This is a genomic window from Carnobacterium alterfunditum DSM 5972 (assembly GCF_000744115.1).
Classification (GTDB): Bacteria; Bacillota; Bacilli; order Lactobacillales; family Carnobacteriaceae; genus Carnobacterium_B; species Carnobacterium_B alterfunditum.
The window spans coordinates 506,177-532,025 of sequence record NZ_JQLG01000004.1; the positions used below are offsets into that span (position 1 = coordinate 506,177).

24 protein-coding genes are annotated in these 25,849 nt (G+C 36.0%); 9 read left to right on the top strand and 15 right to left on the bottom strand.

Features of this window, described 5'->3' with window-relative positions; all coding sequences use genetic code 11:
* Positions 1 to 43: 43 nt before the first annotated feature.
* On the top strand, positions 44 to 2,680 hold the full coding sequence (locus BR50_RS02860) for a cation-translocating P-type ATPase (RefSeq protein WP_034546067.1): 2,637 nt from the start codon (positions 44 to 46) through the stop codon (positions 2,678 to 2,680).
* Positions 2,681 to 2,824: 144 nt separating this feature from the next.
* Positions 2,825 to 3,358 carry a 3'-5' exonuclease gene (locus BR50_RS02865; protein WP_034546070.1) on the top strand — a complete coding sequence of 178 codons (534 nt, stop codon included), beginning with the start codon at positions 2,825 to 2,827 and terminating at the stop codon, positions 3,356 to 3,358.
* A 514-nt stretch (positions 3,359 to 3,872) separates the two neighbouring features.
* On the opposite strand, the gene BR50_RS02870 is transcribed toward BR50_RS02865, so the two are convergent.
* From BR50_RS02870 to BR50_RS02890, 5 genes are all read right to left on the bottom strand, one after another.
* The gene (locus tag BR50_RS02870; RefSeq protein ID WP_034546072.1) at positions 3,873 to 4,397 is read right to left on the bottom strand and encodes a GNAT family N-acetyltransferase; all 525 of its coding nucleotides are present in this window, start codon (positions 4,395 to 4,397) and stop codon (positions 3,873 to 3,875) included.
* Positions 4,394 to 4,873 (bottom strand): tRNA (adenosine(37)-N6)-threonylcarbamoyltransferase complex ATPase subunit type 1 TsaE, encoded by a 480-nt coding sequence (gene tsaE / locus BR50_RS02875; RefSeq protein ID WP_034546075.1) that lies wholly within the window; start codon positions 4,871 to 4,873, stop codon positions 4,394 to 4,396. Before tsaE ends, BR50_RS02870 begins: the two co-directional genes overlap by 4 nt.
* Positions 4,874 to 5,081: 208 nt before the next feature.
* Positions 5,082 to 5,720 carry an NAD(P)-dependent oxidoreductase gene (locus tag BR50_RS02880; protein ID WP_034546078.1) on the bottom strand — a complete coding sequence of 213 codons (639 nt, stop codon included), beginning with the start codon at positions 5,718 to 5,720 and terminating at the stop codon, positions 5,082 to 5,084.
* A gap of 592 nt (positions 5,721 to 6,312) precedes the next feature.
* Positions 6,313 to 7,293 (bottom strand): phosphate acetyltransferase, encoded by a 981-nt coding sequence (gene pta / locus BR50_RS02885; RefSeq protein ID WP_034546081.1) that lies wholly within the window; start codon positions 7,291 to 7,293, stop codon positions 6,313 to 6,315.
* Positions 7,294 to 7,393: 100 nt separating this feature from the next.
* Positions 7,394 to 8,077 carry a uracil-DNA glycosylase gene (locus BR50_RS02890; protein WP_034546082.1) on the bottom strand — a complete coding sequence of 228 codons (684 nt, stop codon included), beginning with the start codon at positions 8,075 to 8,077 and terminating at the stop codon, positions 7,394 to 7,396.
* Positions 8,078 to 8,288: 211 nt separating this feature from the next.
* Between BR50_RS02890 and BR50_RS02895 the strand changes: the two genes are divergently transcribed.
* From BR50_RS02895 to BR50_RS02905, 3 genes are all read left to right on the top strand, one after another.
* Positions 8,289 to 9,206 (top strand): Cof-type HAD-IIB family hydrolase, encoded by a 918-nt coding sequence (locus BR50_RS02895; RefSeq protein WP_034546084.1) that lies wholly within the window; start codon positions 8,289 to 8,291, stop codon positions 9,204 to 9,206.
* Positions 9,207 to 9,309: 103 nt separating this feature from the next.
* Positions 9,310 to 9,474, top strand: a complete 165-nt coding sequence (locus tag BR50_RS02900; RefSeq protein WP_231549456.1) for a YvrJ family protein — start codon at positions 9,310 to 9,312, stop codon at positions 9,472 to 9,474.
* Between the two features lie 128 nt (positions 9,475 to 9,602).
* Complete coding sequence (locus BR50_RS02905; protein WP_034546091.1) at positions 9,603 to 10,145, top strand: LURP-one-related/scramblase family protein; 543 nt, start codon at positions 9,603 to 9,605, stop codon at positions 10,143 to 10,145.
* Positions 10,146 to 10,171: 26 nt separating this feature from the next.
* Here BR50_RS02905 and BR50_RS02910 read toward each other — a convergent pair whose 3' ends face one another.
* On the bottom strand, positions 10,172 to 10,732 hold the full coding sequence (locus BR50_RS02910; RefSeq protein ID WP_034546093.1) for a GNAT family N-acetyltransferase: 561 nt from the start codon (positions 10,730 to 10,732) through the stop codon (positions 10,172 to 10,174).
* Between the two features lie 189 nt (positions 10,733 to 10,921).
* On the opposite strand from BR50_RS02910, the gene BR50_RS02915 reads away from it, so the two are divergent.
* Complete coding sequence (locus BR50_RS02915; RefSeq protein ID WP_034546095.1) at positions 10,922 to 12,373, top strand: amino acid ABC transporter substrate-binding protein/permease; 1,452 nt, start codon at positions 10,922 to 10,924, stop codon at positions 12,371 to 12,373.
* Positions 12,366 to 13,097 carry an amino acid ABC transporter ATP-binding protein gene (locus tag BR50_RS02920; protein ID WP_034546097.1) on the top strand — a complete coding sequence of 244 codons (732 nt, stop codon included), beginning with the start codon at positions 12,366 to 12,368 and terminating at the stop codon, positions 13,095 to 13,097. Before BR50_RS02915 ends, BR50_RS02920 begins: the two co-directional genes overlap by 8 nt.
* Before the next feature lie 69 nt (positions 13,098 to 13,166).
* Here the strand turns inward: BR50_RS02920 and BR50_RS02925 are convergent, their stop codons facing one another.
* Complete coding sequence (locus BR50_RS02925; RefSeq protein WP_051905810.1) at positions 13,167 to 16,010, bottom strand: YhgE/Pip domain-containing protein; 2,844 nt, start codon at positions 16,008 to 16,010, stop codon at positions 13,167 to 13,169.
* Between the two features lie 28 nt (positions 16,011 to 16,038).
* Complete coding sequence (locus BR50_RS02930; protein ID WP_034546099.1) at positions 16,039 to 16,509, bottom strand: Rrf2 family transcriptional regulator; 471 nt, start codon at positions 16,507 to 16,509, stop codon at positions 16,039 to 16,041.
* A gap of 194 nt (positions 16,510 to 16,703) precedes the next feature.
* Between BR50_RS02930 and BR50_RS02935 the strand changes: the two genes are divergently transcribed.
* Complete coding sequence (locus tag BR50_RS02935; RefSeq protein WP_034546102.1) at positions 16,704 to 17,048, top strand: iron-sulfur cluster biosynthesis family protein; 345 nt, start codon at positions 16,704 to 16,706, stop codon at positions 17,046 to 17,048.
* 173 nt (positions 17,049 to 17,221) lie between these two features.
* Here the strand turns inward: BR50_RS02935 and uvrC are convergent, their stop codons facing one another.
* From uvrC to BR50_RS02950, 3 genes are all read right to left on the bottom strand, one after another.
* A complete protein-coding gene (uvrC, locus tag BR50_RS02940) occupies positions 17,222 to 18,994 on the bottom strand; it encodes an excinuclease ABC subunit UvrC (RefSeq protein WP_034546105.1) in 1,773 nt (590 codons plus the stop codon).
* A 126-nt stretch (positions 18,995 to 19,120) separates the two neighbouring features.
* Positions 19,121 to 19,381: a hypothetical protein gene (locus tag BR50_RS02945; protein WP_034546108.1), complete on the bottom strand. Its 261-nt coding sequence runs from the start codon at positions 19,379 to 19,381 to the stop codon at positions 19,121 to 19,123.
* Positions 19,382 to 19,407: 26 nt separating this feature from the next.
* On the bottom strand, positions 19,408 to 20,595 hold the full coding sequence (locus tag BR50_RS02950) for a 3D domain-containing protein (protein WP_245792817.1): 1,188 nt from the start codon (positions 20,593 to 20,595) through the stop codon (positions 19,408 to 19,410).
* Between the two features lie 180 nt (positions 20,596 to 20,775).
* On the opposite strand from BR50_RS02950, the gene BR50_RS02955 reads away from it, so the two are divergent.
* Positions 20,776 to 21,240 (top strand): nucleoside 2-deoxyribosyltransferase, encoded by a 465-nt coding sequence (locus BR50_RS02955; protein WP_034546111.1) that lies wholly within the window; start codon positions 20,776 to 20,778, stop codon positions 21,238 to 21,240.
* Positions 21,241 to 21,323: 83 nt separating this feature from the next.
* On the opposite strand, the gene brnQ is transcribed toward BR50_RS02955, so the two are convergent.
* The 4 genes from brnQ to BR50_RS02975 form a co-directional block, all read right to left on the bottom strand.
* Positions 21,324 to 22,682 (bottom strand): branched-chain amino acid transport system II carrier protein, encoded by a 1,359-nt coding sequence (gene brnQ, locus BR50_RS02960; RefSeq protein ID WP_034546114.1) that lies wholly within the window; start codon positions 22,680 to 22,682, stop codon positions 21,324 to 21,326.
* Positions 22,683 to 22,950: 268 nt separating this feature from the next.
* Entirely contained in the window at positions 22,951 to 23,631 is a 681-nt protein-coding gene (locus BR50_RS02965; protein WP_034546116.1) for an amino acid ABC transporter permease, read from the bottom strand.
* A gap of 20 nt (positions 23,632 to 23,651) precedes the next feature.
* Positions 23,652 to 24,518, bottom strand: coding sequence for a transporter substrate-binding domain-containing protein (locus BR50_RS02970; protein ID WP_034548910.1), 867 nt, complete (start codon positions 24,516 to 24,518; stop codon positions 23,652 to 23,654).
* A gap of 277 nt (positions 24,519 to 24,795) precedes the next feature.
* Entirely contained in the window at positions 24,796 to 25,758 is a 963-nt protein-coding gene (locus BR50_RS02975) for a phosphoglycerate dehydrogenase (protein WP_034546118.1), read from the bottom strand.
* Between the last annotated feature and the right edge of the window lie 91 nt (positions 25,759 to 25,849).

Genomic DNA, 25,849 nt, shown 5'->3' on the forward strand with positions numbered 1-25,849 from the left:
TTGTGAGTAAAACGGCTAATCTTTTTATGAGAGGGTGTATCACTTGGAAAATTATCAAAAAGACCAAAAAACAATATTAAAAGAATTACAGACTTCACCTGAAGGATTACAGGAAGCCGAGGTCAAAAAGCGCCAAGAACGTGATGGCTTGAATGAATTAAAACAAAAAGAAAAAGACTCCGTTCTTAAATTATTTTTAACAACTTTTAAAGATGCAATGGTTATCGTATTACTGATCGTAGCAGTCATCCAAATGGCCTTAGGTTCAGTAGTAGAATCACTGATTATTTTTGCCGTTTTAATGATCAACTCTGTCATCAGTGTTATCCAAACAAAGAAAGCTGAAAGCTCTCTTGATGCCTTATCCAGTCTTTCGGCTCCCGAATCAAAAGTGATTCGAAACGGGATCAAAATCACGATCCCCGCAAAGGAACTGGTTGTAGGAGATATCGTGATTTTAGATGCTGGCGACTATGTCCCAGCTGATGGACGATTGTTAGAAGCTGGATCACTTCAAATCAATGAAGGAATGCTAACTGGTGAATCTGTTCCGGCAGACAAAGATATTGCTATTGTTGAAAAAGAAGTACCCGTCGGTGATCGTTCAAATATGGTTCATAGTGGAACCTTAGTAACTTATGGTCGCGGATTAGTTATTATCACAGGTACAGGTAACAACACTGAAATTGGTAAAGTAGCCGACTTGATCGATAATGCAGTTACTAAACAGACACCGTTGCAAAGAAAACTAGATGATTTCAGTAAAAAATTAGGTTTCGGTATTCTTATCCTTTCAATTCTTATTTTCGCTATCCAAGCATCTCGTATTTTCTTTGGTGGTGCAACAGATGTGAATACAGAATTGTTGAATGCCTTCATGTTCGCAGTTGCGGTTGCAGTTGCAGCTATTCCTGAAGCCTTACAATCTATCGTCACAATCGTTCTTTCTACCGGAACAAATAAAATGGCTAAAAAACATGCCATTATTCGTAAACTGCCAGCTGTTGAAACTTTAGGTTCGACAAGCGTTATTTGTACTGATAAAACTGGTACCTTAACACAAAACAAGATGACGATCGTTGATTACTTTTTACCAAATGGACAAACAGGCGAATTCAATTCCACGCCTGATACATGGTCAAAAGATGAAGCTCGTTTAATGCAGATCGCTGTTTTGGCAAACGACTCAAATATCAATGCAGAAGGACAAGAAATTGGTGACCCTACTGAAATTGCTATGATTGCTTTCAGTAACAAAGTCAACAAACCTTACCACGAATTACGTTCCACTTACCCTAGATCTGCTGAGTTGCCTTTTGACTCAGATCGTAAGTTGATGTCTACCGTTCATGAGATAGATGGCGAAAACCTGATGTTAACAAAAGGTGGTCCGGATGTCGTGTTTGGTCTCAGTTCAAAAATATTGGTCGATGGAGAAGTTGTTCCTTTAACAGATGAAAGATTAAAAGCTTTATCTGATCAAAATGAGATCTTTTCAGATCGTGCTTTACGTGTATTGGCTTTCGCATATAAGCCAGTTGCAGAAGGACACACTATTGAATTTGAAGATGAGAATGATCTGATTTTAGTTGGTTTAGTGGCAATGATCGATCCACCTCGTGAAGCTGTTTACGGCGCTGTGGAACAAGCTAAAAAAGCGGGAATCAAAACGGTCATGATCACAGGGGATCACAAAACAACTGCACGTGCAATTGCTCGTGATATTGGGATCTCAGAACCAGACGATATCGCTTTGACTGGTCAAGAATTAGATGCCCTAAGTGAAGAAGAATTAAATGCTAAATTAGAAAAAATTTCTGTTTATGCTCGTGTTTCTCCTGAAAATAAAATCAGAATCGTCCGTGCTTGGCAAAATAAAGACAAGGTTTCTGCTATGACAGGTGACGGCGTTAACGATGCTCCAGCCTTGAAACAAGCAGATATCGGAATTGCAATGGGAAGTGGGACCGACGTTGCTAAAGATGCAGCTGCAATGGTTTTGACTGACGATAACTTTGTTTCGATCATCAGTGCCGTTGAAGTTGGACGTAACGTGTTCGATAACATCAAGAAAGCAATTGCTTACCTATTTGCCGGTAACCTTGGTGCTATTATCGCAATCATAGCTGCTTTGCTTATGAATTGGGTAAATCCTTTTACGGCTTTACAATTGCTATTTATCAACTTGGTAAACGATTCTGTCCCTGCAATTGCACTAGGAATGGAAAAAGGTGAACCAAACGTTATGGAACGTGACCCTAGAGATCCAAATGAAGGCATCTTTGCAGGTGACACATTAAGATCTGTTCTTTTCCGTGGTGTGCTGATTGGTTTTGCTGTTATCATTTCTCAATTCGTTGGATTAAGTTATTCAAATGAAATGAGTATTGCTATGGCCTTTACAACACTTATCTTAGCTCGTACATTGCAAACATTCCCAGCACGTTCAAATACTCAAACTGCTATTGGAGCAGGTTTCTTCTCTAATATCTATGCTATTTACGCCGTGCTATTTTGTTCTGTTTTATATATTGTTACAGTTCTTCCAGGTGTTCGTTCAATCTTTAATATTCCAGATGATTTTGGTTGGGAACAATGGGGAATTGCTGCAGGTTTAGCTGTAGTTGCTGTTATCCTAATGGAATTAGCTAAATTTATCCCTCATAAAAAAGAAGTTTAAAATAAGCTGACTTACTAAAAAATAAAAGCTATCGTTTGCTGAATTGTCAGCTGACGATAGCTTTTTTTATTGAAAAATTTTACTAGTAACTTCTACTTAAATCGTTTATACTATTAAGCGAATACTTGTTCGAGGAGGGAAAACATGAATTTTGTCGCATTAGATTTTGAAACGGCTAACCATCAACGTCATAGCGCCTGTTCAGTTGCACTGACCGTCGTTCGAAAAAGCCAGATTGTTGATCATTATTATTCTCTTATTAAACCAGAAACTGAATTTTTTTGGCGCAATGTACAAGTCCATGGCATTACCGAAAAAGATGTTCAAAATTCTCCCTCTTTTCCAGAGGTTTGGGAAAAAATAATGCCTTTCTTCACTGAAAAAAAATTGATTGTCGCTCACAATCTTCCATTTGATCGTGGCGTTTTACAAGGTTGTCTTGATTATTACCAGTTACAACAGCCCCATTTTCAAACACTTTGTACCGTTCAAAGCAGCCGAAAATTAATCACTGAAATTCCTAACCATAAATTAAATACGGTCTGTGATCACTTAGGTATTGGTTTAGAAAATCACCATAATGCACTAGAAGACAGCAATGCCTGTGCAGCTATTCTGCTTTATCTAGAAGAGCATTTTGGAACTGACCCCCTAAAGAAATTAGTTAAATATGTGTAATTAAAGAATGAGAAAAGTAGGCTGCTCATCAGGAAACTGGTGCACGGACTCTTTTTTTATTATATATATATCGATTGTCTAAAAAAGATATTGGTGTTTAAAAGAAATTTCTTCTGGAATAACGGGTTTGCTTGTGGAGAGCCATGGTACCGCCTTGAAGCCTTTGGTCTTCCAGTCTTTCAAGCCTCAAACAGAGCATAGTCGCTGAAGCGATAACGCTCTTTAATTCGCATTGAATACTTTACATGGCTACAAGCAACCCTATTCCGCCTGAAATTCCAAGTAAGTGATCAGACTAATCTTACTTGAACATTTTGATAAAAAGAGTGAAAGGTACTATAGTCAATTGCAGGTCCATTTTCTACCGATGAAGCACCTTTTAGAGGTACCTTTAGAATCAATAGTTGGATAATCAAAGAGGTTTTTCCCTAAGTCCTAGCCTCCTACTATAAAGAAAATAGCATTATAGATTCCACCGTCGTGGCTTCTTCTATAATACTAATCTTAATATGTTTTAAATTTCGCCAATCATCATGCTCATCAAGCAAACATCTAAATAGTCATCTTCGTCTTTGACTCCTCTAGGCATGATGGCTTCTAGTTTAAAACCCATTTTTTCGTATAGGTGGCGAGCTCGTTCATTGCGAGCTTGAACAGTCAACTCGACTCTTTTCAAATGACTTGACGGACTATTTGCCCATTCAATCAATTGTTCCATCATCATTGTGCCTAATCCTATTCCCCAATAGTCCTTTGCAATCGAAATGCTGATATCCCCAATGTGTTTTAGTTTTGGACTTTTATTTCCATGAACTTCAGCGATTCCAATAATTTCTTCCTTATCTAAGGCTACTAGCAGAACAGTCACATCGGATTCTAGAATTAGTTTGATTTCTTTTTGTTTGGCCTCGATTGTTTGGCCTGGTCCCTCAGATCCCATTGTCATATACCCTGTTTCAAGAGCAATTTTTTGTAAATGGTTCAATAGTTTTTCAGCATCACTCGGAATAGCTTCTCGTATTTTCATTGTACCTATCATTTATTTTCACCAAGCTTGGCTTCAAATTTTAGCATCAATTCTTCATACCTTTTTCCAACCGGATAAAAAGTCAACTCGCGTTCCATTAGGTCTTCTCCAACAGGGATAAGCTTGATTTGTAAATACTCTTGGGGTAAGTCTTCCGGAATAAAGGTTGCCCACTCGACGATCGATACTCCATCCCCTTCGAAATATTCTTCTAGACCTAGATCTATTGCGCCAGTCTCTTCTAGTCGGTACACATCCATATGATACAACGGTAATCTTCCTTCTAGGTATTCTCTAATGATCGTATAGGTTGGACTTTTAACAACTTTACTAATTCCAAGTCCTTCTGCTAAACCTTTTGTAAAAGTCGTTTTCCCAGCTCCAAGATTCCCTTCCAAAAGAATAAGATCTCCAGGTTCAAGTAGTTCTGCTAGCTTGGCAGCTACTGTTTTTGTTTGTTCTTCATTTTTTGCTTTAATGGGATTCATGTTATTCTCCTCTACTCATTTATGTTTTATTGTAATTCAAGTATTTGAAAATAGCCAAACAAAAATCAATGAAGTACGACAAAAACGATTAGGCTCGAATCCGCTAGAGGGAATCGAGCCTGTTTTTCTAGATTGTATCCTAGAATAATTATTTTGAATGAATATGAAGCATTTGTATCAACCTCATGATTTTATTACTCTAAATAACCTATTCACTACATACCGTTATTCGTTGATCAATAAATTGTTGGTTTTCAATTTCATCAACTAACGCAAGAGCAAAATCAGCATAACTTATTTCGCTTTCTCCCTTGCTGTTAGTTAACAATCGATCTTTACCCAGTTGATACTTTCCAGTTCTTGGACCTTTAGGATCAAAGAAAGCTGATGGACTTAGATAAGTCCAATTGACATCTTCAGTTAATTTTAATTGATCAAACGCTTTTCCCATATTGAAAGCTGCCGGTTTAGCTTCTTCAGGAAAGTCAGGCGTATCCATCAAACGCGTTGTCATCGCATCATCTACGTACAAGCTTCCTGCTCCGCCAACAACAATTAAACGTGGTGTTTCATGACCTTGTATTAACGACACAATATAGGACAAACTTGTTTGATGTAATTCTTCTCTTCCGACTGGAGCATTAAATGCATCGACTACTACATCTAAATTTTTTATATCCTCATATGTTAGTTCATATAAATCTTTTTCAATATAATAGCTATCTCTATTGTCTGGTAATTTGGAAGCATTTCGAATCAAAGGGATAACTTCATGACCTCTGATCAATGCCTCTGCTGAAATTTTTGAACCTGATTTACCCGTTGCTCCGATAATTCCGATTTTCATTAAATCCCCTCCTATTCATCTATTATAGTAAGAACGTATTCAATTGAGCAACTATTCTATCTTTATCCAAAAAAAAAAGAAGAATAGGATATAAATCCAAGCCTCATAACCTATCCAACTATCGGTTCTGAAGATACCTCTAAAAAGTGCATCATCGGTGGGAAATGAACCTGCATTTGACTATTTCCATTAAAAATCTACGTACATAAACGTACTCCTCTATCTATGCTCCAGATTCATAGAATTTATAATTTTAACTATCAATAAATCAGTTTGATCACTTACCTGAAATTTCAGGCGGAATAGGGTTGCTTGTAGCCTAAAATGAAGCACTGTGGGCAAATAACGCCCAAGTGTATCATGTTTATAAGCTGCTAAAGCAACAACAACCATGACAACTTTCTTTTAGACTTCAGGCGCTTCCATGGCTCTCCACAAGCAAACACGTTATTCCAGAAGAAATTTCTTTTAACACACCAACACCTTTTTTAAGCAATAGAACAAAAAAAGAATCTTTTCATCAGTTTCCTGATAAAAAGATTCTTTTTTTTATTCTAAGCCAGTTATATCCCAGCCAATTTTTCGGATAATTTTAGTCCATTAATGTTTGATTAGCTGTAATGATAGTCAATTTATAAACGTCTTCTTCATTACATCCACGTGATAAATCAGAAATTGGTTTGTTTAATCCTTGCAAAATCGGTCCAATAGCTTCAAAATTACCAAAACGTTGCGCAATTTTGTAGCCAATATTTCCTGATTGTAATTCAGGGAAAACAAAGACCGTTGCTTGTCCAGCAACTTTTGAATCTGGTGCTTTTTGTTCAGCAACAGATGACACGTAAGCAGCATCAAATTGCATTTCGCCATCAATTTCGTATTGAGGAGCTAATTTTCGGGCGATTTCAGTTGCTTCTGCCACTTTAGTAGCTTCTTCAGCGACCGCTGATCCTCTAGTTGAAAAGCTTAACATAGCAACCTTTGGTTCAATGCCAAACATTTCTGCTGTTTTAGCACTTTCTACAGCGATTTCAGCTAATTCTTGAGCATTTGGATTTACATTGATCGCGCAATCTGAGAATAAGTATCTTTCTTGTCCACGACCACGCATCATGATGAATGCCCCACTTGTACGGCTAATACCTGGTTTTGTTTTAATGATTTGCAATGCAGGACGAACTGTTTCACCTGTTGAGTGGATCGATCCACTTACTAAACCATCAACTAATCCCATATAAGTTAACATTGTACCGAAGTAGTTTTCATCTTTTAGTAATTCAATTGCTTTTTCTTCTGTTACTTTCCCTTTGCGACGTTCTACAAAAGAAGCAACCATCTCATCTAATTTATCATAATTAGCGGGATCAATAATTTCAATTTTTTCTACATCAAAACCACGAACTTTTGCAGCTTCTTTAACGACTTCCGGATTTCCGATCAATACTGGCTGAATCAAATCTTCAGCGGCCAAACGAACTACGGCACCAATAATACGATGTTCTGATCCTTCTGGGAATACGATTCGTATTTTTTTCCCTTGTATTTTTTCTGATAAACTTTCGATTAGTTCCAAGCTAACTACCTCCACAAATTTTGTTTTTATATACTTTCCTATCATACTATTATTTGCTTAGAAATGACAGTCTTTTGGGGTCTTAGACTATTAGTATTACTTATTGAATGTATCTGGGAAGCTGCCAATTTATCGGCTGTTCCCCAAATTTGATCAACGCCTCATTTGCCTTAGAAAATGGTTTTGACCCGAAAAATCCACGGTAAGCTGATAAAGGACTCGGGTGAACAGATGTCAGCACAACATGTTTTGTTTCATCGATCAATGCTCTTTTCTTTATCGAAGGGGTCCCCCATAAAATAAATACCATCGGTTGGTCTCGATCACTCAATTTTTTAATAATAGCATTGGTCAGTTCTTCCCAACCCTTCCCTTTGTGTGAATGAGCTTGTCCTTTTTGAACGGTCAAAACAGTATTTAACAACAATACACCTTGTTTAGCCCAAGCTTCTAGATAACCATGATTTGCAGGAGGGATCCCTAGATCACTTTCTAATTCTTTATATATATTAGCTAGTGACGGAGGAATTTTCACATCGGGTAAAACCGAAAAACTCAATCCATGGGCTTGATGGGGTCCATGATAAGGATCTTGTCCTAAGATCACTACTTTCACTTCATTATATGGGGTCCATTCAAAAGCTTGCCAAATATGTTGTACTTCTGGATAGATAACCGTTTCTTGGTACTCATGCGCAAGGAATTTTTCCAATGACTTATAAGAGGACGTAAGCGTTTGTTCTTGCAAGATTGGCAGCCAATCATTTTCTACAGTTAAGTTCACTATAACTTCCTCCTTGTCTTTAGCAGACTTTACCCCTATCCTACAAGAATTCCAAATTTCCTACAAGTAATGATAGTCATTTGATTTTTCCTTTTGTTCTTAAATGATCCCTTCTTTTTGACAAATCATGACAAAAAAGGCGATATGCGTTTATTTTATTACTATTAATGGTAAAATTAGTAATACAAACAAATTTTGGGAGGAACCAAAGATGATAGAGCTTATTGTATCCGATATGGATGGAACATTATTAAATGAAAAGATGAAGGTTTCTGAAATAAATGCCAAAGCCATTAAAGAAGCGATGAAACAAGGAATTCACTTCATGGTAGCTACAGGGCGCGGGTTTACAGAAGCAAAACCGTTGCTTGAAGAAGTTGACATTAACTGTTCATTTATCACTCTTAATGGAGCTCAAGTTTATAACGAAGAGGGCCATGTCATTCAAAATATTGGAATTGGTAAAAAAACGGTGCACGAAATCGTATCCGAGATAAAGAAGAGAGGCCTTTATTGTGAGATGACAACGTCAGATGGAATTTACTCAGATAATAAAGCTAAACGTATCGAGTCCGTTGCTTCTTTATTGTATGAAACAAATCCAGACACTACTTATAAAATGGCCGTTGTTTTAGCAGCAGCCCGTTTAGAAATCATGAATATCAATTATGTTGAGGATTATGAACAACTTGTACACGATGAATCTATTGAGATTTTAAAAATCATTACGTTCAGTGATGATGGCCGAAAAGTACTGGGACCACTTTCAGAGGAGCTTGAAAAATCAGGGAATCTTGCTATTACAGCTTCCTTTGTCAACAACATTGAAATCAATAACATTAACGCACAAAAAGGAATCGCTCTTGAAGAAGCTGCAAAAAAATTAAATATCCCGCTTGAAAACATCATGACACTAGGGGATAATTTCAATGATGTATCTATGCTAAAAGTAGCAGGATATAGTTTTGCCATGGAAAATGCTGAGGAAGAAGTCAAAACATATGCTAAATATCGCACGACTAGCAACAATAACCATGGCGTAGCACACGCAATCAAACTTGCATTAGATGATAATTTAGCTTCAGCTAAGGCTCCTGAAGTTATAAAAAGTACTAAACAAAAAAATTAGTCCCTCAACTAATCTCTGGGTAACAGTTCTCCGCTCTTTTTCGTTGTTATTAGTAGGTTAACGATCTAGTTGATCTATCTACTAAATGAAGGGAGAGTATAACATGGATGCAAGTACACAGTGGCTTTCTACCGTAACTGAGATTATTGGTAATGTTGGTTTCCCCATCTTTATCGCATTATTTCTGCTTCAGCGTATGGAAACAAAACTTGATGACGTAGTAAAAGCTCTGCACGAATTAGGTCAAGCTATTAAATCAGCTATTTAAGGAAAAGCCCATCTTAATTTTAAGGTGGGCTCTTCTTTACATAACTTTATATTTCGTTTTGTACCAATTTTTGGTATAATTAAAGAAAATATGTATCCGCTTAAATTACCTTTAGAGGGGCGTTTATTATGGTACTTCTTTATATGAAACAAGAATATGTTTCAAGCCACGAGAAGATACTCGTGAAAAATGAACGAGGCAAAGATATCTACCTTATTTCAGGTGAATGGGGCAGAGTTGGTGATAAACTGTCTTTATATAGCATAGATGGGACATTGCTTGTAGAAGTCAAACAGACTGTGTTATCCTTATTTCCTAAATTTGATATCTATATCCAAGGTAAAAAAGCTGGTTCGATCACTAAGCACCGTAACTTAAGAAATGTTTATTTTAAAGTTACACCGCTAGATTGGATGGTAACTGGCGATTTTTACAATCATGACTACACTGTACGCTGTAAAGGTCAACTGATAATGCAGATGACCAAAGCTTATACTTCATTTGGAGATTACTATACACTGCTTATACCAGAAGCTCAAAATGCTCCGATATGTCTCTGCCTTGCTTTGATTGTAGATAATCTCACTTTGACACGCTTACCAGACACTGCAAGAAAAAGAGTAATCCGTGCAATTCAACCTATTTATTCGATACGTAAAGCATTGATCTGATTTTAATCCAATCGATCAATGCTTTTTCAATTTATCTTCCATTGCATGTGGTCATATAAATGTTCGCCTAACTTACACTCCCATACTTTTTCAAAGCCAATGCTAAGATATAGTTGTTGTGCTTTTTTATTCAGCTGATCACAATTAAGACCGATAACTTCTTCATTCTCCGATTTAGCAATAGCCGGTAACGCTTTTAACAATTCGGTTGCTACGCCTTGACCTCTAAATTTTATGTCTGTCACCAATGAATCTAAGTACCACTCCCCTGAGACCGTTTCAGGATCCTCAATTAGCGGTTCCGTTATCCCCAGTAATGCTAGTTTCTCATTTAAAGCCTCATCGATCGTAGGTTCCAACTCACCTTTATAGCCAAAACAAACTCCTGCTCTCTCCCCTTCACGCATGCTGATAAGGGCACGATGATAACTATAGCGATAATTTTCATCTTCCATTGCTTGTTTCATCATTTTTTTTAACGTATCCATGTCTGCTTCTTGCAATAATGCTAGTTCCATATCTTCTAGTATGATCCAGATCCACTCTACTAGCTGATCTATATCTGAAATTTCTGCTCTTCGTATCATTTTATCGCCCGCTTAAGTAGATTTCATTTCACATTATTATCATAACGAACAAAAGATGGCTAATCAACCTGTTGAATAAAAACAAATAAAACAAGGCCATGTCAGATTATATTACATTAACAGATTACATTATTGTTGCAATTGGTTTAAACTTAAATTAGAATTATATCTTATACGAGGAGGGTTTTTATGAATTTACGAAAACGATCACTTTTTACACTTATGACAGCTTTTTTACTTACAGTGATTTTCACTATCTTACTGCCTATTACAGCTTCCGCACAGGAAAAAACCAAAACTTATATCATTGGAACGGATATTACTTTTGCTCCCTTTGAATACAAAGATGCTGATGGTGAATATAAAGGAATAGATGTTGATCTACTGGATGCTATTGCCATAGATCAAGGCTTTAATTATGAATTGCGACCTTTGGGTTTTAGTGCTGCACTACAAGCTCTAGAGACTAACCAAGTGGATGGCATGATTGCCGGAATGAGTATTACTCCAGAACGTCAAGAATCATTTGATTTTTCTGATCCTTACTTCGAGAGTGGCGTAGTTATGGCTGTCTCGGCAGATAACAATGAGATTGCTTCTTATGAAGATCTAGAGGGTAAAACAGTGGCTATCAAAGTTGGAACGACTGGTGCTGATTTTGCTAAGTCTATTCAAGAGGAATATGGCTTTAGAGTAAATACATTCGAGGATTCTGCGAATATGTATGAAGATGTCCAAACAGGAAACTCAGATGCTGCTTTTGAAGATTATCCTGTAATGGCTTACGCTATTCAATCAGGATTAAAATTAAAAATACCTACAGATCCTGAACCAGGTGATAACTATGGATTTGCAGTAAATAAAGGCCAAAACACTGAATTATTAGAAATGTTTAATAACGGATTGATCAATATCCGTGCAAATGGCACATACGATGAAATCCTTGATAGTTACCTTGGAGAGACCGCTCAAGAGGAAACATCTAATCTTGGTTTTTTCGGCCTGATCCAACAAAATAGCGGAGAACTACTAAAAGGGGTTGGCAGAACGCTTTTATTGACTATCACAGCTTTTGTCATTGCCACAATTTTAGGTGTTATATTTGGTTTATTCAGCGCTTCACCAAACAAAGCATTAAATTGGATAGCTATGATTTACGTAGATGTTTTACGTGGTATTCCTTTGATCGTTCTAGCCTTTTTCATATACTTCTCTATCCCACAATTCTTAAACATTCAAATACCAGCTTATATTGCTGGTGTGATAACGCTAAGTTTAAATACAACAGCTTATATCGCTGAATTGGTTCGTGGTGGTATCCAAGCAGTAGATACCGGCCAGTTAGAAGCTTCAAGAAGTTTAGGCCTTACTTACAATACGTCTATGCGTAAAGTTGTTCTGCCGCAAGCTGTTAAAATAATGATCCCATCCTTCATCAATCAATTCGTTATAACACTTAAAGATACCTCAATTCTATCAGTTATCGGTATCGTTGAATTGACTCAGACCGGAAAAATTATCATTGCCCGGACCTACTCTTCTGGAAATATGTGGTTGATCATTGGATTGATGTACATCATCATCATCACAATTCTCACGAAATTTTCAAATTATCTTGAAAGGAGATTATCAAATGACTAAACTAAAAGTGGAACATTTAAAGAAAAATTTTGGGAAATTAGAAGTTTTAAAAGACCTAAATGTTGAAGTTCAAGAAGGAGAAGTAGTTTGTATCATTGGTCCTTCAGGTTCTGGAAAAAGTACTTTCCTTCGCTGTCTGAACGCTTTAGAAGAAATTACAGGCGGAAAAGTGATCATCGATGACTTCGATCTTACCGATCCAAAACAAGACATCAATAAAGTGCGGGAAGATGTTGGGATGGTTTTCCAACAATTCAACTTGTTCCCTCATTTAACCGTTTTAGAAAATATTACATTGGCACCCAAAGAACTCAAAAAAGATTCCAAAGAAGCCATAAAAAAACATGCTTTGGAATTATTAGAAACAGTCGGCCTTTCTGAGAAAGCCAATGACTACCCTAAATCATTGTCTGGTGGTCAAAAACAGCGTGTTGCCATTGCACGTGCCTTAGCAATGAAACCAGACATTATGCTGTTTGACGAACCAACTAGTGCCCTTGATCCTGAAATGGTTGGAGACGTACTTGAAGTGATGCAAAAATTAGCTGATCAAGGCATGACTATGCTAGTCGTGACTCATGAGATGGGCTTCGCTAAAGAAGTAGCAGACCGGGTTATTTTTATGGATGGCGGCTACATCGTTGAAGAAGGCAAACCTGAACAAATCTTTAACCATCCACAACACGAACGGACTAAAAACTTTTTAGAAAAAGTTTTAGTCTAAAAAAAAGATTCTCCACTACATAAAATCGTGTAGTGGGGAATCTTTTTTATTTCAAACCTTTTATCTATCCTATGCTTCAGCTAGTTCTTTTATTTTTTCTGTTTCCTGTTCGTTATTCCTTACACTCTTTCTTTCTAGATTGAACATCGTCAGTATAAGTAAGCCGTTGAAAACTAGTATTATACTAATCATAATAACACTTGCTTCCCAATAAATATCATTTCCTAAACCACTGCTGATGGCTTGTCTAAAGCCATAAACTGAGTAGGTCATTGGCAACAGTAAGTGGATAACTTGAAAGAAATCATTCGTCAATGGAATAGGGAACGTTCCACCTGAACCGCCTAATTGCAAAACGAGTAATACCATTGCTAAAAAGCGGCCAACATTATCGAATGCAACTACTAGCATTAATACAATAGACATGAATGCTAGTGAAGTAAGTATCGCTAGTAAAAAGAACTTTCCGACAAATAGTACTTCTAAACCGATCATTAACAAAATCCCACATTCAATAACAGCCATCAAAATTGCAACAAGCATGGCAACCGAAGTTTTACTGTGCCACCACGCTAAGCTTGATTGTCCTTGAAGTGCTTTCTTGCGGACAGGGTAGATCGTCGTGAAGACCAGTGCTCCGATATATAATGCCATCGACATAATGTACGGAGCTAATGCTACACCATAGTTTGCGACTTCACTATATTTTTCTTGTTTTAAATCGATCGGACTTGCAAACATATCCGTTGTTTTATCCGTTGCATCTACTTCATTAACATTTACAGAACCCTCTAATAAACTAGTTGTTAGTTGACTGGTTCCATCTTTTAATGTTTTAATTCCATTTTCTAATGTTTGCGATCCACCACTCAATGCTTGTGAACCTTCATTAAGTTGTAAGGACCCCTCTGCTAATTTTGTTACACCACTATTCAGACCAGCTGAATTCTCGTTCAAAAGAGACGTTCCTTGAACTAATTGATTTGAACCACTATTCAATTGATCGATCCCTGCAACAAGATTTGGCATTTGAGCAGTTAATTGTCCTATACCATTGCTTAGTTGTTCAGAACCTGTATTCAATGCTGTTGAATTTGCGTTCAATTCATCTGTTCCAGATTGTAATGAATTCACTCCATTTGTGTAGTTTGTTACTCCATCTACTAGACCATTTTCTCCTGACAAACCACTTTGGATACTGGCTAAACCTTGATTCAATTCAGTCATCCCTTGAATGATCCCTTTATTTTCGTTAGTTCCTTGTCGTTCTAAAACTGATTGAATGCCTGTTAAACCTGCAATCAACTCACTCATTGCTTGATTCGTTGCTGGCAATAGTTTGTTAGAACTTTGAGCTAACGTATCTACTTGCACTTTAAGTTCAGTTAATTGGTCAGTAAATCCGCTAATGGTTACCAATTCTGTCTGCAAATTAGTTAATGAAGTGCCGGCTTCAGTAGCATCAGATACCGTTTGGTTTATATTTTGACTTGTATTATCGATTTGCTCTTTTATTGTAGTCAATTCATTTAATTCACTATCTTTTAGGTTAGTTGTTGTTGTTTCTACCGCGTTCAACAATTCATTTTGCTGTTCAGAAGATAGACTGTTGAATGCCGTTGTACCAGATAATGCTGAAATGGTCGCTTCATTACCTGATTGGACCGTTTTCTCAAGTGTATCAACTGCAGCTGTTACTTCAGTTAAACTCTCCCCCGTTCTTCCGGTGTCTTGAGCAACTTCGGTTAAACTTGCTCCAGATTGCTGTAAATTCGTTTGGATACCACTAAAGTCAGCACCACCTGTTTGTTCATTGAGAAGAACATCTAATTTTTGAATTCCTTCGTTCATCGAAGACAAGTTTCCCATTAAAAATTCCAACTGTTCAGCATTTTCAGTTGATAAACTTTGATCTAATTCTGAGGAAAGTTGATTCAAACCGGTCAACAATTGATCACTGCCTAACTTAACTTGATCAACTCCATTGCTAACTTCAACAGTACCATTTTGTAGGGCTAAAGAATTTTCATTCAATACTTTTGTTCCATCAGCAAGCTGTGAAACGCCTGCAGTATAAGTCTTTAGTCCGTTTGTTAGTTCTGTTGAACCATTTTCTAAAAGCAATCCGCCATTTTCTAATGGCTCTACATTTGAAGATAGTTGATTGATTCCATCGTTTAGTTGTTCTGCTCCATTGTTTACCTGTGCCACTCCATCTGTGTACTTTCTTACTCCAACTTCAAGCGTCTGTGTCCCTTCTTCAAATGTCAACGTGCTTGAAGCTAACTTTTCTAGATTCTTTGTTAATTTTTGGCTTCCATCAGCTAACTCTCCAGTTCCTTCGTTGATTTTCCCAGCCCCATCTGCCGCCTCTGAAAAACCTGCTCCGATAGTGCTTATTTGTTCAAAAATTGCTTCAGTGTAAGCTTTTGTTACATTAGCAGATACCTCTGATTTGACTTCTTTTGCCGCAGAATTGCTGATGACCTCTCCAATGTAATTTAAAGACCCGTTTGTTTCATAGTCGATCATCATCTTTTTTGGATCCGTCTCCATCAAGGTGGCAGCATTTGTTGAAAAATCAGACGGTAGTGTCATTACCATATAATACTCACGGTTTTCCAAACCCTTTTCTGCTTCTTCTTGAGACACAAAATGCCAATTTAATGTCTCATTTCCCTTGAGCTTTTCAACAACATCAGATCCTATATCAAGTTGTGAACCTTGGTAGTCGACAGCATGATCTAAATTAACTACCGCCACAGATAATTCGTCTGTACTCCCATAAGGATCCCAGTTTGATTTCAAGAAGAATCCAGCATACATAATAGGTATAAATAACATAACGATACAAGAAATCAGCATCATTTTATTAGAGACTAATTCCTTCCATTCTTTTTTTAACATTTCCATTACTACATACATTCCTTTCAATTGATCCTTATCTCTTGTTCCAATCCATAACCGGTAATTCACTATTTCCTATCGTAGACCAGATAAGCTGGTCTACAGTTTGCTGTTTGAGGAACTCTGTATAATGCTTATCCGCTTCTTCAAAGGTTTTCATTAATATTTTTTCACCGTTGATAGCTTTTTTACTGATATCTGAGAAAACTTGGTTGATCATCCCAGAATTCGGATAAGTAATGATTTTTCCTTCAAGTGCTTCAACAATTTCTAATAAATTAATTTTTTCAAGTCTTTTTGCTAATGTAAAACCGCCGTTACTTCCTGGAATCGATGTTGCTAATCCGCCGACTACTAATTTTCGAATGATCTTTCGAATATAAGAATGAGACGTTCCCTTTAAGCGATCATTTAGTGCATGCGAAGTGAGCGGAATCCGCTTATCTTGAGTAGAAAGCATGGCTAAGATACAGATTGCTTGTTCTAACCCTTTTGTTAACTTCATTATTTTCCTTCTTTCTTGTTCGTAAACTATACATCCGCACTTCTAATGTGGACTTCAAATGTCCACGATGAATAATATACCTCTTTACTTATAAAATTGCAACTGGTTTATTACTACCTTTTATATGGTTATACTGGACAAGTCTATTTGTTCAAGTTATCATAAATTTAAAGAATCAGAAGGAGGTCGTTTACATGTTTTTGGACATAACTGAACGTGCTCAACAAAAAATCAAACATGCATGCTCTCACCATCAGGGTCAACTAGTGCTCTATTATGAATCTAGAATTGGCTGTACATGTGGAAATAATGGTATCTTTTTATTAAAAATCACACAAAAAAATGATCCTGAACTTGATTCAACATTGCCAACATCATTAGGTGACTTACCCATTCAAGGCTGGAGCCTGTCTTTCTTAGATGAAAAGATGAAGCTAGATTATATTCAATCTAAAAATGCTCTGGTTCTAAGCAGCGATAGCGGTCTTATAAATAACAATGTCCTAATTCTAAATGACGATGATCAGCCCATTTCTTAAAACTGTTAGCTATATTGGACCACAAAAAATAGTTTGATTTTAAAAAACGGTGGTAGATGGATCAATAATAAAGTAACTATTTTAGATGATCATAATACTAAGCTTATTTAACTTGTTTCAACATTAAAAGCCGAGACAAAGGATTTTTCCTTTGTCTCGGCTTTTTCAATTCTCTATTCAAGAGCTTCTTTAATTTTTTCAGCTGTTTTTAGGGGGATGCCAAGCCCTTTTATTTCTTCAACACTTGCTTCTTTTACTTTTTTCATTGATTTAAAATGCTTTAGTATTTTTGTCCTTGTCTTTGGTCCAACGCCTTCAATACGATCTAACTTAGAAGATAAGCTATTTTTCCCGCGTAACTGGCGGTGGAATGTAATCGCAAAACGGTGGACTTCATCTTGGATCCGTTGAACAAGGTAAAAAGCTTGACTAGTTGTTTTAAGGGTCACTTTTTGAAGGTCTTCTCCAAAAATCAGAGAAGAAGTTCTATGTTTATCGTCTTTTACCATACCGGCTACAGGAATCGATAATCCAAGTTCATTTTCAAGGATATTGATGGCCCCATTAACCTGGATTTTTCCACCATCCATTAAAATCAAATCTGGTAAAGGCTTGCCTTCTTTTAAAAGCCGCTCATAACGTCTTCGAATAACTTCTTCAGTTGTAGCCAATTCATTACTTCCAGAAACATTTTTTATTTTATATTTTCGGTAATTACTCTTATCTGGTCGTCCATCCAGAAAAGATACCATCGCTGAAACTGGATTCGTTCCTTGAATATTAGAGTGATCAAATGCTTCGATGCGACTGACCAGAGGCAAATGCAATGCTTCTGACAGCTCTTTGATTGCGCCAATCGTTTTACGATCATCCATTTCAATGAGTTGGAATTTTTCATTCAACGAAATTTCACTATTTTTTGTTGCGAGATCCAGCATATCTTTTTTACGGCCTTGTAACGGAACTTTGACTGGTATTTCTAATACTTCGGATAATGTTTTAGTGTCTAAGCCACTTGGAACCAACACTTCCCTCGGTAACAAATGGTTCTCTTCTTGATAAAATTGAACGATATATGACGCTAATTCTTCCTGCGGTGTATCATAACAAGGAAAGATAGTGGCTTCTCGTTTGATCAACGTAGCCTGTCGAATAAAGAATACTTGAATCGAGATCCAACCTTTGTCCATATAATAACTGAAAACATCTCTTGTCGTAAAATCATTGGTGATGATGTTTTGTCTTTCTACGGTCGTTTCGATATATTGAATTTGATTACGGTATTCTGCTGCTCGTTCAAAAGCCATTTCATCAGCTGCTTGTATCATTTTACTTTTCAATGCTTTTTTGATTTCCTTTACATCGCCATTCAAGAAACGCCTTATTTTATCGATTTGAGCATCGTATTCTGCTTTAGGTATCTCATGATCACAAGGACCAATGCACTGTCCGAGTTGATAGTACAAACACGCTCTCTTTTGATATCCGTTGCATTTCCTCAATGGGTATACTTTTTGAATGAATTGTTGTGTTTCACTCGCTGCATATACATTTGGATAAGGGCCAAAATAATGACCCCCATCCTTTTTCACTTCAGATGTAATAATCAGTTGTGGATCTTTTTCATTTGTAATTTTCAAATACGGGTAACTTGTTCCTTGTTTTAATTTAATATTGTATTTCGGTAAGTGTTTTTTGATCAATGTAATTTCGAGCAATAAACATTCTTTATCTGTTGAGGTGATAATAGTTTCAAAATCTGCGATCTCATCAACCAGCAGTTGGGTTTTTCCTTCATGTGTTCCTCTAAAATAAGAACGGACTCTTTTTTTTAAATTTTTAGCTTTCCCGATATAAATAATTTCATTTTCTTTGTTTTTCATTAAGTAGCATCCTGGAAAATCAGGAAGTAACGTCAGTTTATTATTAATATTTGTACTAACCATGTTCATGATTCTCCTTATAGTAATTCATTTTTTTATTATTGGGTATTATTTTTATTTAACTAGTTTACCACTAAACAGTAAAACAACGACAGAAATATTCCTCTGTCGTTGCTTCCACCCTTTTTATTATCTTTTAGCAGCACTAAATAAAAACCAATTATTAAATGTACTGTAATCTGAGTAACCTACTTTAACCTCTTTATATGAGAACGATTTTCCAAGTTGATGTTCACCCGACTGATATTTTGATTCAATATCTTGTGCAATTTCTTGGTACAACTTTTCTAATTGTTCTTCATTGAGTTCACCGTACTTGTCTTCCCATGATTCTAAAAAAGTTACTTCATCACTATCTAAATAAAATTCTATCTCTACTTGATCTGCCATTTGACTCACCTTTTCTAAAAGAACTCTTAATTTAAAATATTGACTGTAATCGTTTTTCTACCAAAATTATTAGCTTGTTGAACAGTAGAAAAATGGATATCGATTTTGTTGCCTTTAATTGCCCCACCAGTATCACCAGCTATGAACGTGCCATATCCCGGTATTTCAACTATAGAACCTAAAGGAATCACACGTGGATCTACCGCAATAACCATTGGATTGCTTTCTAAATTGATCCCAGTAGCTGTATGAGTACTCAAATTAGCTTGTTTTGTTGAATAACCGGTTGCAGATACAACGATTGATTTTCCTTTTGAAGCTGTTTTAGTACTTTCAGCAGCTTTAGTTGTTTCAGTTGTTTTAGTTTCCACTGTTGCTTCTTGTTTTTTACTTTCTGCTTGATTATTTGAAGAAGCTTTTGCTGTCTTCGTTACTGTTGCAGTTTCTTTCTCAATTTTTGTTTCGATTGCTGCAGCAGTTACTTTTTCTTCTTTTTCAGCTGCTTCTGCCTCTAATTTTTCTTCTTTTGCTTTAGCTTCTGCAGCTTCTTTAGCTTCTTCCTCAGCAATTCTTGTTTCTTCAGTAGTACGTTGTTTGTCTAATTCATTTAAAATTTCTTGGTTGTTGTCCATTGTTTCTTGAAGACTTGCAACTTGCGTATCCAATTCAACTTTTTGTTCTTTAGCTTCATTTGTTTGACTTTCTAATAAAGTTAAATTATCTTCAAGTTCAATTTTTAATGCTGCTAACTCTTCTTGCTCATCTTCAGCTAATTCCAATTGATCATTTCCAGCTGATTGTAAGGTAACGAGAACATAAGCACGATTAAATAAATCTGTAACACTTTCAGATTCGAATAATGACACTACTACGTTCTGGTTGATTTCGGTTGTCTGCATTGATAAGATACGTTCTTTTGCTTGATCCAAACGTTCTTCGACAACTTCTTCTTGTTCATTGACCGTTTCACCGGTTGCTTGGACTGTTTCTTTTAAAATATCAATTTGAGTAGTTAATCCTTCTAGCTCACTATTTTTTTCATTTACCTTTGTTAATGCTTTATTGATTTCGCTATCGATTTCTGCCATTTCTTTTTCTTTTATAGTTTGTTGCGATTCAATCTCATTTAATGTCGCTGCAAAACCTGTTGCAGGAATGACGTTAACCAATACTAAAGCCAACATAAGGCTAGAAACTAGTTTTTTTATACTCACAAATTGACAACACCCTTCTTTATCTACTTTTTTATCTTCTATTCTTGCTCTCCAATGATTATAACGAAAAAGACACCTTGTTATATTTCTTTACGGTTACTTTTTATTACAAAATCTTTTTATAGTATGCTAAAATTGTAATAATCGTATTAGGAGGAGAAAAAATGCCGGAAAAAGTCTATTTTTGCAAGCCCACTCTTTTCAGAAATGGAGCGACTTTATAATGAAAAAATTGTACTAAGTATTCGCGAAACCTATCCTGAAATTGAAGTTTATGTTCCTCAAGAACAAGGAGAGATCAATGATAAAAATGCTTACGCTGATTCTATGGCTATCGCTAAATATGACACGGATGCTTTATTAGCAAGCCGATTGATGGTTGCCGTTTTAGACGGATCCACTATTGATGTTGGTGTTGCTACCGAAATTGGGGTTGCCTATCAAGCTGGTATTCCTATTATTGGTTTATATACCGATTCACGTCAGCAAGGTGCTGAAAACAAGCAAAAATTAGCCGCTTTAAAAGAGGTCGCAGAATCTCAATTCTCTTATATCAATCTTTACACCGTTGGTATTATAAAAATGAATGGTGCCATTTATAATACTTCAGAGGACCTTATTACAATTATTAACGATTATTTGTAATATTTCGCAGATAAAAAGAGCAATGGAAACGAAAATCGTTTCCATTGCTCTTTTTAATTTTGAATCAAGTTCATTAACATGTCTTATATGACACGAGGATTCGGTTTAGTAACTAGACTGATCAGGATCCCAACGATAAATCCGATTGAAGCTGGCAAGATCCATCCCATTCCAATAGTAAACAAAGGAAGGTACTCACTGCAAAAAGCTAAGAAACTTTGGATACCATTTAAATTACGAACAGTTTCAGGCAAAGCATTTAACAAGTCTGCGATACTTACAATTATAGTGAAAAGTGTTGTAATGACATAAACTACTTGACGGTTTCTGAAAAACGGAGACAATAGCGCTAATAGGATCAGCGTTATAGCTAATGGATATAAGAACATCAATACTGGTAATGAGTAGGTAATAATATTTGTTAAACCTACATTAGCGACTAATGTTGTCAATACACTGAAAACAACTACGTACATTTTATAGCTGATAGAGTTAGGGAACATTTCTTTAAATGTCTCTGCACAAGCCGTAATTAAACCAATAGCCGTTTTTAAACATGCGATTGTCACAATAATAGCTAGTAATACGTTCCCAAGTGAACCAAAATAGTATTGCGAAATTTGTGTTAAGGCGATCCCACCATTTTCTGAAATTGGAAATTGTCCAACACTCATTGTTCCTAAATAAGATAAGCTGGCATAAATGATACCCATTAAAATAATGCTGATCAATCCAGACTTAACAGTATCTTTTGCAATTTCACTTGGTTTCGTCACACCCAAACTTTTAATGGTTTGAACAACAACGATCCCGAAAGCCAGAGAAGCTAAGGCATCCATTGTGTTGTATCCCTCAAGGAAACCACTAACAAAAGGCTCATCGACATAATTACCAGTAATAGGTGCCTCAGCGACCGTGCCCATTGGACGAATAAATGCTGTTACAATTAAAATACCTAAAAAAACTAAGAAAATAGGATTTAGTACTTTCCCAACATAGACTAAAATCTTTGTTGGTTTTAAAGAAAGAAATAATGTTACTCCGTAAAATAAAACAGAAAAAATGGCTAACCCTATTATTTGGTACTCTGGGTTGATATAAGGTGTCAATCCAATTTCATAAGAAACGGTACTTAATCTTGGTAGTGCAAAAAATGGTCCAATCGTTAAATATAAAGCAACTGTCATAAAATAGCCGTAATAAGGATGAATACGACTAGCTAAATCAAATAATCCATTGCTTTTAGAAAGCCCGATTGCTATTACGCCTAAAAATGGCAATCCGATACCGGTTACTAAAAAACCTAATGTAGCCCAACTTACATTTGCTCCAGCTGCTTGACCCATATGAACTGGAAAAATCAAATTTCCTGCTCCAAAAAATAAACCAAACAACATAGATCCTATGTATAAGTAGGAAGATAATGATAATTCTTTTTTCATAAAACCGTCCTTTCTAACGTATTTATGCAACACGTAACTTAAATAATAGCTTTTTTGGCCTCCCCCTTCAAGCAAAATTCGTTTTTATTTGTTCTTTCTACTATAAAAAGATCCTCATCTGCCAGATTACGACAAACAAAGATCTTTTGGATTTATATTTTTTGATATTTTTTTAGATCCTTGATATGGCTGCAAGCAACTTAACTTCACTTATTTTTTATTTTATTACACCAATAAGCTTTGCCAAACGACCATTATTTTATCTATTTCAGTTTATATAGATAGATGCTTTCTTTTCTAGATAACGCTGAAAAATTGTGAATACGCTACATATAGCCCAATAGATTAAAGCCACTAGAATATACATTGTCATATAATCAAATTCTCGCCCTCCAACAATCTTAGCCTGCTGGAAAATTTCTGGCACCGTGATCATGGCTGCCAAAGAGGTCCCTTTAATAAGATCCAACATAACGTTACTCATTGGCGGTATTGCGAGCCTCATTGCTTGAGGTATGATTACTTTTCGCATAATAAATGGCCATTTTAAACCAAGTGCATAAGCAGCTTCCCATTGCCCATGATCAACAGAATGCAAAGCTGCGCGGATGATTTCTGCACTATACGCTGCAGAATTTAGACTAAAACCTATTATGGCTGCATTTACAGCTTCAAATTGGATTCCGATAAAAGGAAAACCAAAATACAGAATAAACAAAAAGACTAAAATGGGTGTCCCTCGCATAAATGAAATATATGTACGGGCGATAATACTTAAGCTTTTACTATTCGACATGCGCATGATCGCTAATAAGAATCCTACTATTGTTCCAAAAACCATACTGGATAATGAAATTCCTAAAGTGTATCCTAACCCCTTTAGAATATAACTAAAGTTGTCAATAGCTAATGCAGGATCAAAAATATATTGCCATTGAATTTCAGACACATCCTGTCACCTACTTTCTATTAGCCTTCTACTAGTTCAATTTCTGGAAAATCATACTCAATTTGTTCTGATACATCATCACCATCATAGAACTGTTTAGATAATTCTGTTAAAGTTCCATCAGCTTTCATTTCTTCTAATGCTGTATTAATTTTATCGGTCAATACATCATTTCCTTTTTTGATGGCAAAGTTTGTTTCACTAGGGTTATAAAAAATGTCGTGTACTTTTACTGGGATTTCCGGTAAAGCAGCCACAGCCATTTTTTGTGAATAGAAATCATTCAGTATTACGTCTGTACGACCATTGGCTACATCTTGAAGATACTGGTCATTAGTTGCATTATCATAGATCACTTCTTCAGCTCCGTAATATCTTGCGACTTTCATGTAGCTCGTCGTAGCTGCACCGGCTGCTTTTTTCCCTTCTAAATCTTCTAAATTTTTAATATCAGAATTATCTGATTCGCGTACGACCATTGCTCCAAAAGAATATTTATAAGGTGTCGTATAATTGTATTTATCTGCATTTTCACCATTACGATCTATTCCCATTGCAGCAACATCAATTGCACCGCTGTTAACTGAAGTTAACATGCCGTCTACTCCCATTTCTGTAAATTCTATAGCTAATGCTAATCGATTTGCGGCTTCTCGAATAACTTCTACTTCGTATCCAGTCAAATCATCCGTTTCCGCTTCATGGAAAGAACCTGGATAAAGTGTTCCAGATGTGGCTACTTTTAAGGTTCCTGTTTCTTTAATTTCACTCCAACTTGTATCCGGAGTATTTACAGACGAATCAATAGCCACTTCATTCGATCCACACGCTGCTAAATTTAATGATATAAAAGTAAGCAATCCAAAACTTGTAATTTTCCCCAACATATTCGCATCCTTTTTTACTTTTTTTAACTTCATCAACAAGAATAACAGTGCTTCTTTTTATAGTCAATTTCCCTTTTAAAAAAAGATTGATTTTCAATTTCCAAAAAATCAAACACATAAAAACAGCGTTAAATCAGCGTTTTTTCATTTTTCAAGAAACACAATCATGTTTTCATTTAAAATATAACAGCTAGAAAAACTCTTCTGATCATAAATATTTTACAAACAAAAAACACCTCTTTAATCAAAATGAGGTGTCTACATGAACTCAAACTTTTTAGTATTGGTTATCGTAGTCTATTAAATTGATTGGCAATGTTTCTCCATCTAAGTAAGCCTTTAGATTTTCTTCAAAAATGGCAAACAATCTTTTTTTGAAGTGTTCTGCGATCCCAGCAATATGAGGCGTGATCAAAACATCTGCTCTGGTCCATAATGCGCTTGTTTCTGACAAAGGTTCGGTTTCAAAAACATCTAATCCGGCAAATGCTAATTTCCCACCATCAAGAGCCTCTATTAAATCATCCGTTTTAACCGTCGGGCCTCTTCCAACATTGATAAAAAGAGTTCCATTCTTCATTTGTGAGAAAATCTCTTGATTGAAGAAATGATGGGTTTGATCCGTAAACGGCAAAATATTTACTACGATATCAGCTTGTTTCACTTGTTCAATTAACCTTGGCTGCTTAATCAACAGGTCCATGTAAGCAACTTCTCTTCCACTACGATTTACGCCAATTGTCTTCATATTAAATGCTTTAGCTAAGCGCCCAACTTCAACACCTATTTTACCAGTCCCAACGATCATAATAGTTTTCCCATGCAATTCCATTAGCTTATCTACTTGTTCCCATTTTTTTGTTTGTTGATCTTTCACAGCTTTTTGAATGCCTCGAGCATAGGCCAGCAACATACCAAAAACTGATTCTGCAATCGAAATACTATGTATTCCACTTCCGTTAGTCAGCAACACCTTGTTCTCTTTAAGCTTTTCTAAATCAAGAAAATCGACACCAGCGGCTTTCCCTTGTACCCATTTCAAATTATGTTTACCATCCAATAACAGTTCTTCTGATCGTTGCCCTGTCCATCCATATATGATTTCAACAGACTTTAAAGGAACATTTTTTTCGTCTATTTCCCATCCATTGATCAACTTGTATTCCGGAGCTAGATCTTTTAAGGTTTGAAGTTGTTCTTTTGTCGTTTCTTGTATTAGCCATATACTCTTTTCAGTCATTTTTTTTATCTCCTTTTCATTTTTTCTTTTTATTATCTCATTCAAAAAAAGGATAGCAAATATTTTTTCTATTTTCATTTTTCATTAATTT